13 protein-coding genes and 1 pseudogene are annotated in these 14,439 nt (G+C 51.6%); 10 read left to right on the top strand and 4 right to left on the bottom strand.

The annotated features are described in order from the left end of the window. Positions 1-60: 60 nt before the first annotated feature. Positions 61-1,557, top strand: coding sequence for an MDR family MFS transporter (locus K0T92_RS19075; protein ID WP_219874075.1), 1,497 nt, complete (start codon positions 61-63; stop codon positions 1,555-1,557). A gap of 822 nt (positions 1,558-2,379) precedes the next feature. After that, positions 2,380-3,168: a transglutaminase domain-containing protein gene (locus K0T92_RS19070; RefSeq protein ID WP_219874074.1), complete on the top strand. Its 789-nt coding sequence runs from the start codon at positions 2,380-2,382 to the stop codon at positions 3,166-3,168. 12 nt (positions 3,169-3,180) lie between these two features. Here the strand turns inward: K0T92_RS19070 and K0T92_RS19065 are convergent, their stop codons facing one another. Beyond that, positions 3,181-4,332 (bottom strand): virulence factor, encoded by a 1,152-nt coding sequence (locus tag K0T92_RS19065; protein WP_219874073.1) that lies wholly within the window; start codon positions 4,330-4,332, stop codon positions 3,181-3,183. A gap of 362 nt (positions 4,333-4,694) precedes the next feature. On the opposite strand from K0T92_RS19065, the gene K0T92_RS19060 reads away from it, so the two are divergent. The 5 genes from K0T92_RS19060 to K0T92_RS19040 all read left to right on the top strand — a co-directional run bounded on the left by K0T92_RS19060 (position 4,695) and on the right by K0T92_RS19040 (position 10,614). Continuing rightward, positions 4,695-5,732 (top strand): MBL fold metallo-hydrolase, encoded by a 1,038-nt coding sequence (locus K0T92_RS19060; RefSeq protein ID WP_219874072.1) that lies wholly within the window; start codon positions 4,695-4,697, stop codon positions 5,730-5,732. Between the two features lie 120 nt (positions 5,733-5,852). Next, entirely contained in the window at positions 5,853-6,917 is a 1,065-nt protein-coding gene (locus K0T92_RS19055) for a Gfo/Idh/MocA family protein (RefSeq protein ID WP_219874071.1), read from the top strand. A 66-nt stretch (positions 6,918-6,983) separates the two neighbouring features. Then, a complete protein-coding gene (locus K0T92_RS19050) occupies positions 6,984-8,606 on the top strand; it encodes an ABC-F family ATP-binding cassette domain-containing protein (RefSeq protein ID WP_219874070.1) in 1,623 nt (540 codons plus the stop codon). 273 nt (positions 8,607-8,879) lie between these two features. After that, positions 8,880-9,368, top strand: a complete 489-nt coding sequence (locus K0T92_RS19045) for a double zinc ribbon domain-containing protein (RefSeq protein ID WP_219874069.1) — start codon at positions 8,880-8,882, stop codon at positions 9,366-9,368. Positions 9,369-9,702: 334 nt separating this feature from the next. Next, a complete protein-coding gene (locus tag K0T92_RS19040; RefSeq protein WP_219874068.1) occupies positions 9,703-10,614 on the top strand; it encodes a cation diffusion facilitator family transporter in 912 nt (303 codons plus the stop codon). A gap of 103 nt (positions 10,615-10,717) precedes the next feature. Here K0T92_RS19040 and K0T92_RS19035 read toward each other — a convergent pair whose 3' ends face one another. From K0T92_RS19035 to K0T92_RS19025, 3 genes are read right to left on the bottom strand one after another with little or no spacing between them, the layout of a single operon-like run. Then, positions 10,718-11,065, bottom strand: coding sequence for a DMT family transporter (locus tag K0T92_RS19035; protein ID WP_246628276.1), 348 nt, complete (start codon positions 11,063-11,065; stop codon positions 10,718-10,720). 25 nt (positions 11,066-11,090) lie between these two features. Continuing rightward, positions 11,091-11,420, bottom strand: coding sequence for a DMT family transporter (locus K0T92_RS19030; protein WP_219874067.1), 330 nt, complete (start codon positions 11,418-11,420; stop codon positions 11,091-11,093). A gap of 13 nt (positions 11,421-11,433) precedes the next feature. Further along, positions 11,434-11,967 (bottom strand): TetR/AcrR family transcriptional regulator, encoded by a 534-nt coding sequence (locus K0T92_RS19025; RefSeq protein WP_219874066.1) that lies wholly within the window; start codon positions 11,965-11,967, stop codon positions 11,434-11,436. 201 nt (positions 11,968-12,168) lie between these two features. Between K0T92_RS19025 and K0T92_RS19020 the strand changes: the two genes are divergently transcribed. From K0T92_RS19020 to K0T92_RS25685, 3 genes and pseudogenes are all read left to right on the top strand, one after another. After that, a complete protein-coding gene (locus tag K0T92_RS19020; protein WP_219874065.1) occupies positions 12,169-12,420 on the top strand; it encodes a hypothetical protein in 252 nt (83 codons plus the stop codon). 449 nt (positions 12,421-12,869) lie between these two features. After that, positions 12,870-13,865, top strand: a complete 996-nt coding sequence (locus K0T92_RS19015; RefSeq protein ID WP_219874064.1) for a C40 family peptidase — start codon at positions 12,870-12,872, stop codon at positions 13,863-13,865. Between the two features lie 448 nt (positions 13,866-14,313). After that, positions 14,314-14,439 (top strand): annotated as a pseudogene (locus tag K0T92_RS25685) (IS256 family transposase); the annotation flags it as partial.

Genomic DNA, 14,439 nt, shown 5'->3' with positions numbered 1-14,439 from the left:
CGTTGTCCTCGACCATTATTTTCATCTATACAGGGCTCATAGAGCAGAAAGCAGGTACCTATGTCAACTTCTAAGCAAACTAAACCGATGGCAGCCGGTGGGGACGAGTTCTCGCTGAAAGCCATTCTTCCGCCGCTCTTAGCGATTATTGTCGGCATGATCATGGTTATTCTGGACAGCACGGTCGTCAATAATGCCATTCCGAAGCTTGTTGAATACTTCAACACTGATCTGAAGACGATCCAATGGACCGTTACCGGCTATACGCTGGCTTTATCCGCCGTTATCCCGCTTGCTGGCTGGATGACCGATAAATTCGGCTCCAAGCAAATTTTCATGATTACGATCACTCTGTTTACGCTTGGATCCGTGCTGTGCGGCATCGCACAAACGCCGGAACAGCTGATCATTTATCGCATCATTCAAGGCTTGGGCGGCGGCATGGTGGCCCCGATCGGGATGGCCATGGTGTTCAAGCTCGCGCCTCCAGAGCGCCGCGGATCCATCATGGGCGTACTCGGCATCCCAATGCTGATGGCGCCGGCGTTCGGTCCGGTGCTATCCGGATGGCTGGTGGATTCTGTCAGCTGGCACTGGATTTTCATCATCAATTTGCCGATCGGCATTATCGCCCTCATTCTCGGGTATAAGTATTTGCCGAAATCCGACCGCCATGCGGCGCCGCATCTGGACATCATCGGGATGTGTCTCGCGCCGATCGCTTTCTCCATGCTGGCGTACGGGGTAAGCGAAGGCGGTACCAACTGGTCCTCCGCTTCGACGATCATGGGCTTGACCGTTGGCGGTATTGCGCTCATTCTCTTCATCTTCGTGGAGTTGAAACAGAAGCAGCCGCTGCTGGAGCTGAAAGTGTTCAGGTCATCTGACTTTACACGCAGCATCATCTTGACGTGGATCGTACAGCTTGGCCTGTTCGGCGCGATGCTGATCGTGCCGTTGTATCTGCAAGGCGTCATGGGCTATACCGCGCTTGAAACGGGGTGGATTTTGATGCCGCAGGCGATATGCGCGGGAATCGGCATGCCGATCAGCGGCAGGCTGTTCGACAAGATCGGAGCGCGTCCGCTCGCCTTCGGCGGTCTTACCCTTGTATCTATTTCCCTGTTCATCTTGTCAGGCATATCGGTGGATACTTCGCTATGGATAATCATCCTGTGCATCTGCATCATGGGTCTCGGCATGGGCTTCTCCATGATGCCGCTTAACACGCATGTCCTGAACTCTGCGCCTCGCCGTCTGGTGAGCCGCGTCACACCGCTGACGACAGCAGCTCAGCAAGTCGTCGTCTCGTTCGCGGTCGCGGGCCTGACGGGTTATCTGACGTCGCAAATCACATCTCACACCGCAAGCGCGGGAGTGGGCGCGAATCCGCTGAACGCCATTGTCGCGGGTTACGGCGACACGTTCTTCCTGTCCGCGTGCATCGCGACAGCGGGTGTCGCACTGTCGCTCCTTCTGCGGAAGCCGAAGCAGCGGGAAGAAGACGGAACCGCCGGCGGGGACAACCCGGATCCGGCGGTGATGATGGGCCACTAACCCGCGAATTGGCTTCGATTCGCTCTTGTGCAGATGGGGCTCCCCCGATCTAATGAAGAAGCCCCCACACTGGCCAGAGCAGAGTGGGGGCTTCATTTTTCTTAGGATGCTTGTATGAATGACGAATAATGCCTGCGCAAATGCAGTTTTTTTCCTTGTTTCGGCCTGCCTAGAGTGAAATGCCTGCCACAGTGCAGGCATTTACGCCGTAATCGCGTCTAGTCGGCTCATTCTGCCTAGTATGCCTGCTCCAACGCAGGCATTTCATTTCATACTGGTGCTTTTAACCGAAATTCATGCACTTTCGCAGGATTCCTACTTTACTTTATACCGTACTGACTACACCGCACCACACGACCGCACCACACGACCGCACCACACGACCGCACCACACGACCGCACCACACGACCGCACCACACGACCGCACCACACGACCGCACCACACTACCACACCACACGACCGCACCATACTACATCGCACTACACCGCACCACTCGCCGCACGTACTACACTAATCTACTCTGCACTGCTCAGCAGCGGCCGACCACCGTCAATGCTCTGCTACAGCGGACGAGCACTATCCTCAAGTGCTGCGCCAAGCTGGGAGATGAACACAGGGCGATAGCGATCAATGAAGTCAGGATAGTCCCATTTTTTGTTGATCATGTTAGTTTATGCAGCGTGTCATTATAAGTCATGCGACTTCCCCTCGGAGATGCAAGGTTTTTAATGTTCCAAATGTGGTAAGAATATGAAATACACTTTATTACATTGGTAAGATTAGGTATAATGAAATCAATACTGTGAACGGGAGACGAGTTATGATCGCTGTGAGCGGGCTATGGACCAAAGTAGGGTTGCTGCTTGTTATTATGTCTTGTGGGTTAGGCGCAGACTTCCGATATTCCCCTCAGGGTCCAAACGAGCATTCAACATTGGAAGCGCTTAAATGGGACTTGGTCGGTCAGCTTCTTGCCCAGAAGCCGGAGATTGAAGCTATTTTCACCGGTGATGAGGATACGCTGACGGGGGGCTTCGATGCACTGATGCGCGAGGTGTTCTCCGCTGAGGATTATACGGCCTACATCGTGGATTCCTATCTGTACACCGTTCGTACTTGGGGGCCAGATGCGCGCATCAAGCTATCTGTCCGCTATCGTGAAACGGCGGAGCAGACGAAGCGGGTCGCGGAATGGGTGAACGGAATTCTTCCGACGATTATCACTCCCGAGATGAGCGAGAGGGAGAAGGTAAAAGCGATTCATAATTGGATCGTGTACAACGTTGCTTATGACAGCTCGTTGCAGCGTTATACCGCATATGAAGCAATGACGACAGGATTAGCCGTCTGTCAGGGCTATTCGCTGCTTGCCCACCGCATGCTGCAGGCTGCGGGCTTCGAAGCGCTTATTATCGAAGGCAAGGTTGTGACAGGCAATCATGTATGGAACATGGTGCAGATGGATGGCAAGTGGCATCATCTTGATGTCACCTGGGACGATCCGCTCCCGGATCGTCCTGGTGCAGTAAGCTATAATTATTTTTTGAAGTCGGACAAGCAGATGAGAGAGGATCATTCATGGATTAAGCCTTATCCGGCGGCTGATTGACACTGCTGCCGCTTATTCCTCCTTGCGCCGGAGCGCTGTCATCTGCTGCCATACGGAGCCGGCAGCTTCTTCGCCGCGCTGTATCCGCTCAAGCGCCATCCGGGCTTGCAGGCTGACCTCGAATTCCGTATCATTGGCGGCTATTTGCAGCGCCTCCAATGCGGACTCGTCGCCAGCCTCGTAGAGAAAGCGGGCAGCGCGCCAGCGTACAAGCTTGTTGCGGTCGCCAAGCGCTCCGACCATCGGGCCGACTGCAGCGGGATCGCCAAGGTCGGACAGGGTATCTCCTGCGGTGCGGCGGACGGAAGCGGAGGAGTCCTGCAGCGCCGTGAACAGATGCGGCAGCGCCTCAGGTATGCGAAGCTCGCCAAGGTAGACGACGGCCAGTCTCCGTATGGAGACATTGCCGTCGTCTACAGCCGCAGCAAGCAGCGGGAGCATGTCCGGCTGAGGCTGTGTGCGCGACAACGCTTCGTAGCGCACACTCCAGTCGGGTGATTGCAGCCGCTGGGCAAGCTCTTCTGTTGTAAGCGGCGCCGGACGCACTGGCAGAGCGGCTTCACCATCAGCAGCGAAGCCGCCTTGCGCCAGTGCTGCTGCGACCAATTGCTGAAGCCGCTCGTCCGTGTAGGCGGCTTCCAGCTCCTTCACCAGCTCGGCGGCAATCTCGTCGGGATCGCCATACCGGATGCCGAGCTCCTCCAGCTTGCGCTCGCGGATCATGGATGCCGCTGCGGCTGCTGTTACGGCATCCGTGAAAGCGGCGGGCATCCCTGCCCGGACTTCACGGTCCGCCGTACGCACGCGAACCTGTATCGGGATACCCCGGTACAGCTGCACAAAAGCATGCGCCTCCCCATAGCTGTCATGCGCAGCATGAGCTGAAGCTCCGCCGTCATTCTCCTCACCACTTTGCAGAATGCCTCTGGCATCAGCCAATATACGCTCCCAATCCGCGCCTGGCTTACGGTCAAGCGCTATGAAATCCGCAGTGCGGAACAATCCGCGCACGCCGTTAATGGCGAGTAAGCTGCGAAGCGGCTCAGGAGCCTGGTCCGCCATGTCTGGCGTATAGCTTGCACGCTGTCCGTGGGGCAGCTTCTCATCCACGTTCAACTTCATCGTATTTGGGCTTGGTGTCGGTTCAATAAGCAATAATCGCATAATAGACATTCCCTCCGAGCTTCTTTCCGTCATTGTACTACTAGTGTACAGAAAAATTGCCCTTGATGCGAATCCATCAGGCCTCCCTATGCCTCTTCCCTGCTGCATCGGCCATTGCCCTGGTATGCTCCGGCAATACATGAAATTCTCCCTGCGATAGTTCCGAATGCGGCTCAAGCGAGCGTATGACTGTGACAGGTCAAGCTTGCATACTGCTTTCTGACCGTTAATCGGCAATAGGATGTCCTCATTCACTATCATGCGGTTTGCTAATTGTCAGATTAGTCTGGTATCGTAAATGTTAAGACAACAACATAGAGAACGATGCTGCGCAAGAGATAAGAGGAGGACGATTCGCTGTTATGCGTTATGAGAATTTGAACACTGCTGCTACGGTGAGCTCTTTTAAAGATTTGAGAAAATGGCGCCAGGAGCGCTCGCGCAAGATGAAAACAAAGGATTTCTCTTACACGGTGCCCTGTGCAGCGCCTGATATTGCCTATTTGCATCAAAATGCAGAGCAGCCGTCCCTGACATGGATCGGCCATTCCACCTTTCTTATTCAGATGTCCGGCCTCAATATCGTTACTGATCCGGTCTGGGCGAATCAACTCGCCATGCAGAAGCGGCTGACACCTCCGGGAATAGCGATAGCGGATATGCCGCCCATCGATGTTGTTCTGATTTCCCATTCTCATTATGACCATCTGCATATCGGGTCGCTGAAACGGTTAACGAGCAGCAAAACCTTGATTGTACCGGTAGGACTGGCCTCCAAAATGCATCGGAAGGGCTTCTCTTCCGTTATTGAGCTGAACTGGTGGGAATCGGCCACAATCGGCGGGGTTAAATTCACCTTCGTGCCATCGCAGCATTGGACAAGAAGGACGCTGACAGACACGAACAGCTCGCATTGGGGAGGTTACGTAATCGAACCGGCCGAGAGAGCGGAGGCAAATATTGCGAGCCCATCCTCTTTGGAGAATACAGGCTATAATTCGCGCCCGTTCGTAAACGCTTCTCCAACCCTTTATTTTGCGGGCGACAGCGGGTATTTTGACGGGTTCAAAACGATCGGCGGACACTTCGACATCGATGTCGCGCTAATGCCGATAGGCGCCTATGATCCGGAATGGTTCATGGGGACGCAGCATGTGACGCCTGAGGAAGCGCTGCAAGCCTTCATGGATATTGGAGCCCAATATTTTGTGCCTATGCATTATGGCTCCTTCCGGCTGGCGGATGATACGCCCCGCGAAGCGCTTGACCGGCTCCATGCGGATCAGGCGAGGCTTGCTCTGGATGAGTCGCGCGTGGTCGTCCTCCCGCACGGAGAGACATGGCGGTTGAATGGCGGGCAGAGCGTGCCCTCGACTGGACCAATGCCAAAATCGGAATGATAAAACACTATTATCCCCCTGTTACGGGGGATTCATTTTGTATATACTGCACATTAGCATAGTAAATCATTTATTGAACAACAGCAGAACAGGCAGCCTAAGGGAGGACATGAACACAACATGAGTGGGTCAATTAGACTTGGTATTATAGGTGCCGGAGCGATCGGCAATTTGCATTTGGAAGTATTCAAGGGGATAGAAGGCGTTACGGTAGCGGCGATCACCGACTCGTTCCTGCCGCTTGCGGAGCAACGGGCTCAGGAGCATGGCGTCGGAATCGTTCATCAAAGTCCGGAGGCGCTGCTGCAGGATGAAGCAATTGATGCCGTTGTTATTGCAGTACCGAATAAATTTCATGCGTCACTCGCGATAGAGGCGCTTCGCCATGGCAAGCATGTGCTGCTGGAGAAGCCGATGTCCATCAATTCCGACTCGGCCCGCGAAATCGTGGAAGCCAAGGAGCAATCCGGCAAAATTCTGATGATGGCGCATCAGATGCGCTGGACCGGACTGTCACGGGCGCTCAAGCAGGAGATTGATAACGGGAAGCTGGGACGCATCTATAATGCCAAGACCGGCTGGATGCGCCGTAAGGGGATTCCAGGCTGGGGCTCCTGGTTTACCCGAATGGATGAATCGGGCGGAGGCCCGCTTATTGATATCGGCGTTCATATGCTGGATCTAACCCTCTATATGATGGGCAACCCCAAGCCGATATCGGTGTATGGCTCTACTTATGCCGAGTTCGGGCCGAACCGCCAAGGCGTTGGCGACTGGGGGACGCCGAACTGGGACGGCTATTATGATGTTGAGGATCTCGCCACAGCGCTGATTAAATTCGATAACGGCGCGACGTTGTCGCTTGACGTCAGCTGGGCAGCGCATACGGCAGCGATTAGCGAGGAGCCGTTCCTGCACCTGATGGGAACAGAGGCTGGCGCTTCGCTTATTGGAAGCACGGGAAAAATGGTCAGCCATGCGAACAATATTATCGTCGAATCATCGATCACACCGCTGGACGGAGAGGATTCAAGGCTGCTGTTGAACAAGCATTTCGTCACTTGCATTCAAGAAGGCATCGAGCCCATCACGCCCGCATTGTCGGGTTATACGAACAACCGGATTCTCGATGCGATCTATGAATCGTCCAGAACAGGCAATGAAGTGAAGCTGACATGGGAATAATCCGCTCTTCTGTGCTATAATGGTGTGATGAACGAGATTTCTGAGTGAAGGACGGGATTACGCACAATGATTAGTACGAGCGGCATTACGCTCCGTTATGGGAAGCGGGCGCTTTTTGAAGATGTGAATATTAAATTTACACCGGGCAACTGTTACGGCCTTATCGGCGCGAACGGCGCGGGAAAATCGACTTTCCTGAAGATTCTGTCAGGCGAAGTGGAGCAATCGCAGGGAGAAGTGCATATTACACCGGGCGAGCGGCTTGCCGTTCTCAAGCAGAATCATTATGAGTATGATGAGTTCAAGGTGCTTGAAACGGTCATTATGGGCCATAAGAAGCTCTACGATGTTATGAGAGAGAAGGACGCGATCTACGCGAAGGCGGAGTTTACCGATGAAGACGGTATGCGTGCCGGTGAGCTGGAAGCTGAATTTGCTGATATGAACGGCTGGGAAGCGGAATCCGAGGCGGCAGGCATGCTGAACGGCCTTGGCATCCCGCCGGAGCTGCATGACAAGCTGATGTCTGAGCTCAGCGGTAATGAGAAAGTCCGTGTTCTCCTTGCGCAAGCGTTGTTCGGATCGCCGAACATCCTGCTGCTCGATGAGCCTACCAACCATCTGGACATGGAGTCCATTCACTGGCTGGAGAACTTCCTTGGCAATTATGAAGGCACTGTTATCGTCGTATCCCATGACCGGCACTTCTTGAACCAGGTTTGTACGCATATTGCGGACATCGACTTCGGCAAGATCCAGATGTATGTGGGCAACTATGACTTCTGGTACGAATCCAGCCAACTGGCGTTAACGCTGATGCGGGATGCGAACAAGAAGAAGGAAGACAAGATCAAGGAGCTGCAGGCGTTTATTCAACGGTTCAGCGCCAACAAATCCAAATCCAAGCAGGCTACTTCACGGAAGAAGCTGCTTGACAAGATCTCGCTGGACGATATTCGTCCGTCGAATCGCAAATATCCATTCATTAACTTCAAGCCGGAGCGCGAAGCGGGCAAGCAGCTGCTCCTTGTTGACGGCCTGACCAAGTCCATTGACGGCGTCAAGCAGATCGACAATCTTACGCTCGCGATTAATAAAGGCGACAAGATTGCATTAGTAGGACCGAATACGCTGCCTAAGACGGTGCTGTTCCAGCTGCTTACTGGCGAGCTGGAGGCGGACGCAGGCACGTACCAATGGGGCATAACGACGACCCAGGCGTATTTCCCTAAGGACAATGCTGCTTACTTCGATGGTATCGAGATGAATCTGGTTGACTGGCTGCGCCAGTATTCCAAGGATCAGGACGAGAGCTTTATTCGCGGATTCCTCGGACGGATGCTCTTCTCTGGTGACGAAGCTCTGAAGAAAGCGAGTGTTCTCTCCGGTGGAGAGAAGGTGCGCTGCATGCTGTCCAAGATGATGCTTGCCGGAGCGAACGTCCTGCTTATGGACGAACCGACGAACCATCTGGATCTCGAATCGATCACAGCGCTTAATAATGGTCTTATTGACTTTGACGGTACGCTTATCTTCACCTCGCATGACCATCAGTTCGTGCAGACGATAGCGAATCGGATCATCGAGATTACACCGACCGGTATTATCGACCGTATTATGACTTATGATGAATACCTTGAGAGCGATGAGGTAAAGGCACTGCGCGAGCGTATGTATCCAGCGGAATAACAGCGATTCGTGTCATGCCGGCTGCCTGATGCAGCCATACATGAGAGCCAGAACGACAGAGGGAGCCATCATGGCTCCCTCTGTCGTTCTATCCACGGCGGGATCGAAGAATAGCAGCGCTCCAATGAATTGGAGAAAAGAAGTTGTTTTAGCGCCGCGGGCCCTTGTCATATACTGTGGTAAAGCGGTCCCATGAAAAGACCCATCCGAATGTGGTAAACTAGTAGATGACTTGATAGTATGAACAGATTGGATGACGGAGGAGTCGATCTCATGTCTTTTTTCGATAAAGTGAAGCAAGGTGCATCTGATGCAGCGAAGAAAGCGCAGCAAACAGTAGAAATTACGCGGCTGAAGTCGCAAATCTCCGGCAAGGAGAAAGAAATGGAGAAGCTGTATCTCATTATGGGCGAAGCTATCTACCGCGCTCATGAGAGCGGTGATATAACAGCAGCAGATATGGAGATTGCCTCCTTCTGCGAGCAGTTGGATGCGATGAAGCTGGAGATTCAGCTGCTGGATGAGCGGATCAGAAATATCCGGTTTGAGAAAAGCTGCACTTGCGGCAAGGTCGTACCGCTGGATGCAAGATTCTGTCCTGATTGCGGCACGGAGCTCGTAGAGGAGCACAGGCCGGAGACGACATTCGGCGAAATTCGTGTCATCTGCAGCGACTGCCAGACAGAGAATGCGCTCAATGCCAAGGTCTGTGTCGCTTGCGGCAAAGGATTGTCCTCGGATTCAGCGGAAGAGACCTATTAATAGTTGTTGGTAAAAGGCAGTCACTACAGCGCGCTGAGGCGCCAGTAGAGGCTGCCTTTTTGCTATGCGGGGAGGTTATGTTCTGCTCAGTATGTTTCAACTGCCCCGGTAAAGGTTAAGCTATTAGCTGCTAACCGGATGGGCAAGGGACTGCGGATTGGCCGGGCGAATGTTTTGAGCGGGGACAAACAAGTTGCGCAGCCCCACAAAAGTGACCCCATCGCCAACACTGTTTCTCTAGACCCACACGATTGTCTTCAAGTATGATACGTAGGTGGCAGCAGCATCCATTCGGGATCAAAGCCGAATTTACATAAGTGAGGTGTTCCACCTGATGGACCAATATCAAGAGATTAAGCAGGGTGAAAAGGGAGCTATCATAAGCATCGGCGCCTATATTGTACTGTCAGGCCTGAAGCTTGCTGCAGGATATGGCTTTGCTTCAGCAGCGCTTGTAGCCGACGGCTTTAACAATTTGACGGATATCATTGCTTCAACGGCGGTATTGATCGGATTGCGGATTTCGCAGAAGCCGCCGGACAATGATCATCCGTATGGACATTTTCGCGCGGAAACGATCGCAGCGCTTATCGCCTCTTTTATTATGGCGACGGTTGGCATTCAAGTGCTTATCAGTGCAGGCAAATCATTGTTCGAGGATCATAGCACAGCGCCGAATCTCATTACCGCTTGGGTGGCGTTAGGGGCGGCCGCCTGTATGGCGGGGGTGTATGTATACAACCGCAAGTTGGCGAAGCGGATCAATAATCAAGCTTTAATGGCAGCGGCGAAGGATAATTTGTCCGATGCGTTGGTCAGTATCGGCGCTGCCGTCGGCATTATCGGCTCACAGCTGGGGCTGCCCTGGCTTGACCCTGTTGCAGCGCTCGCAGTCGGCCTTATTATATGCAAGACAGCGTGGGATATTTTCTACAGCTCCACACATGCCCTTACGGACGGCTTCAATGAAAATGAGCTAAACACGCTTCGCGGGACCATTGAACGTACCCGTGGCGTGCGCTCCATCAAGGATATTAAAGCAAGGGTGCATGGCAGCAATGTGCTGATCGACGTTGTTGTTGGGGTTGACCCCGAGTTATCGCTTGTGGAGAGCCACCGGATCAGCGATGAGATCGAGCGGCGGATGGAGCGCAAGCACAATATTATGAGTGTTCATGTTCATGTGGAGCCGCTAAGCTTCGAGGAGACAGAGGCCCGGCTGGCAGAGAGCACGCGTCCGAATTAACGGTTTCATTAATTCCCCTTCAATCAGGCACTCCAAATACCGCCATGGCAGTATGGAGGTTCGAGTGCTTGGATTGGAGGGGATCTTTTTACGCCCAGCTTGATTAGTCAGATGTTGTTATTGCTTGATCCTGACGGTCAGAAGCGTTCAATAGAACGACACCGCCGATGATAAGGACGATACCGGCCAGTGCTGCGGCACTGAAGGGTTCGCCCCATGCGAGTATGCCAATCACTGCGGTTAATGCTGTTCCTACCCCTGACCATATGGCATAGGCTAAACTTAAGGGGACTGTTCTAAGACTTACGGATAGAAAATAAAATGCTAGCCCAAAGCCGCAAATTACGCCAATGGAAGGGAATAAAATTGTAAATCCTTCTGAGAATTTCAGCATGGTTGTACCGAATATCTCGGTAATAATGGCTGTGCCTAATGCGAAATAGCCTTTCATAATAGAACCTCCGATTCCAGGCAAGTTAATGGGAGCCGCTGGCGGCAAGCCTCATAATAATAACGCCGCCAATGATCAGAACCAGGCCGAGACCTTTCTTGAGATTGAAACTTTCCTTGTAGACGATGACGCCAATCAGTGCCGTCAAAGCTGTGCCTGCCCCTGACCATATCGCGTAAGCCGTACCAAGCGGAATTGTGCGAAGTGAAAGGGATAGACAATAGAAAGCGGCCCCCATGCCGACCACTACCCCTAGAGAAGGGAGCAGCTTCTTAAATCCGTTGGATACTTTCAGCATCGAGCTGCCGAGTACTTCGCAAATGATGGCTGTTGCCAGTAATACAAATGGATTCAAGCTGGCGTGCCTCCTATCTGGTCATTGTTATCAATTGCATCATGACTTTGCTGCGTATTTCATCATCCAACTTGCCAACTCCGAATATTTCTGTGAACCACAGGCCGTCAGCAGCCAATCTGGCAATCGTAGAGCTTACCGGATCAATGCCGTCATTCTCCATGTTTTGTTGCCAAACTGCATATTGGTTTTGTAGATTGACGAGCAGATCCGGATTGGTAAAAAGAGCAGCAGAGAGCGCAGAGCTAATCCCATTGCCACTGTTCAGATCATCGAAAGTTGTTTCGATATAGGCCTGGATCCACTTTCCAGAATCTGCGGCATTAGTGGTCGCTTTATGGTTAACCTCATCAATAAAATCGTTCGTTAGCTCCTCCACCATGCCCTTTATTAATGCTTCCTTATTCGGAAAGTGGTGAAGCAGTCCGCCCTTGCTGACTCCGGCTTCCTTGGCAACGGCTTCAAGTGTAAGCTTCTCGACCCCGTGGTTTTTAACAATAGATGCCGCTGCCGTTAAGATATGACTACGTTTAGAATTACGATTCACATTACTCACCTCTATATAAACTATACCGTCTGGACGGTCTTTTTGTCAAATTGCTAATGAAGTATTACCGGTTAGTACAGGATTTTATCTATTCTCGCGAAAAAAAATTAATTTGCGGTCCGTATATTGATTGACGGAATTGAATATAAGGTTAATAAGGATATATGATGTTATTGCCCGCTAATAAGGGAGGGATTGTTAATGCTCGTGCCAGTAGAATCCAAGCAGATCGCCTTTTGCTCGTATGATGAGAAGGAAGAAAGACTTCATTTGTATTATCATACTGGTGAGGTGGCTACATTCTCCGCAATCGACAGATCGGAATTTCAGACCATTCTGGATTCCAGCAATCGTTATGATACGCTGATGAAGGTTGCCAGCAAGTACGAGACTCCGGCTGTGGTGGACAGCGCTGTTCCCGAAGCGGGTATTTCGACGTGGCAAAATTATTAGTGCGGATGGACTGGTTGAGGATAAATCTGGATATAAAATGACCGATTCAGGCAATTGGTTTTATTTACCGATTGATCATAAGTATAAGCTCATCTAGTTCGATAGACTTATAGCTAGGACTGGTTATGAAGGTAATGAAAAGGGCTTCAAAGCAATATGTACCAAGGATTATAAAGGAAGGCGCCGAGAGGCGTCTTTTTTGTTTTTTGGAATGTAAGCCTTATCAATGGTTCCTATTGCCTATTCTTCGATAGAGCAAATGAGACAAGCGGACGATAGGTGACAGGATGTGTCATACGTACAATAAGTTTATGCACCTTACGTCTCATATGGATCAGGAAGGGAGCGATGCATAAAGCGTGATTCTAATGATCATGGAATAAGGACAGCCCTCTGTTGCCGACATCTGCAGAATCGACCATCACAATTGAAAATGGAGGAAATTCATCATGAAGAAAGTTATGGCATCATTGTTGACGCTCATCCTTGCGGCCGTGCTTATCATTCCAGCATCATCAGCTGCCGCCAATGGCGCCCTCGTCGGAGAGGTGCAAGCCAGCGTAAGCTTTCGTGACCGGCCTTCTACCGCATCAACGGTAATCAAATATTTGAAGAAGGGCAGTCAGGTTGCCATACTGGAAGAGGTCAACAGCTACTGGTACAAAGTACAAGATAACAGCGGGCAGATTGGTTATGTATCATCGTCCAATAAATATATTGAAATTGTTAAAAATTCCGCTGGCAGCGGGAATACAGGCAGCACAGGGACTACGGGGAATGCCGTTATTGTAGCTTCTGTCTCCTTCCGCACATCCCCGTCTACAGAGGCTTCAAGAATTCGATATCTCAGCAAAGGCGAGAGTGTTACGATCACAGGACAGCCGAACAGCTACTGGTATGAGGTGAAGGACTCGCGTGGTGTGAAAGGCTATGTGAGCTCACGCGCTGAGTACATACAGATCAGCGGCGGCGTGACGAATCCTGGCGGCGGCCAGCAGGGGCAGTCGGCACAGGTAGAGAAGGTTATTACCGCAGGCATGAGCTTTCTGGGCACGCCTTACGAATTCGGCTCGGACCGGAATACGACAGCGACATTCGATTGCTCTGACTTCGTCCGGACAGCTTTCATGGCCGGTATTGGGGTGACATTGCCTTCGGATTCCCGCCAGCAAGGCAGTTATGTGAAGGGCAAAGGAGCTGTGAAGACCAACTGGAGCGAGCTGAAACGCGGCGATCTGATGTTCTTCATGTCGTATAAGGGCGCCAAGGCATCCTCATATGCCGGTATCAACAAATCAACTGCAACGATCACACATGTCGGCATTTACTTGGGTGACGGACGCATTCTGCATACGTACTCCAAGGAGTCCGGCGGCGTGCGCGTCAACGATATTGCTGGCACACATTGGGAGCATCGCTTCCTGTTCGGTGGAAGTGCGCTTTAAGCTGCCGTCCATGTTCATCAAAGAGGGGCTGTCCGAATAGTCCAATATCCAATGAGCCAGTCCCACATGATGTGAAAAGAAAAGATGCCTCCAAAACCACTGAAAAAGCTGAAAAAGTGGGGCTGGGAGCATCTTTTTCATTGTAAAAGGAGGACTTGCCTAATTGAGCAGGTTCCTGTATCTCGCGCCTTCGTGTATAGTTGCTTAACCCTTCTCCGAGTGTGGTTTGAAGGCAGCGTGACGGAGTAAGAAGCCTGCAAATGTGCATGAATTTCGGTTGCAAGACGCCTTAATAGTAAGATTCCTGCAATCGTGCATGAATTTGAGCAAAAATTGGCCGTTAATGATGACGTACAATAGTTTGTGTACCAATATTTGGCCCCTTAACAGGGAACAAAAAAGTAGAGTATCCTCGGGGTTACCACGCACCAAGAAGGGACTCTACTCCATGACTATAATAGCAGAAAACCAGCTCACAAACCTATTTGAAAATCTTGTCACTCAGTTTGTAAAAGAAAACCTGGAATCCATTATGAAGGCGGAGATCAAACACTTCATGGAGGATGAAACGAAC

The organism is Paenibacillus oenotherae (genome assembly GCF_019443105.1).
GTDB lineage: Bacteria > Bacillota > Bacilli > Paenibacillales > Paenibacillaceae > Paenibacillus_Z > Paenibacillus_Z oenotherae.
The sequence above is the reverse complement of the archived record's forward strand: the minus strand, read 5'-3'. Positions and strand labels throughout refer to the sequence as shown.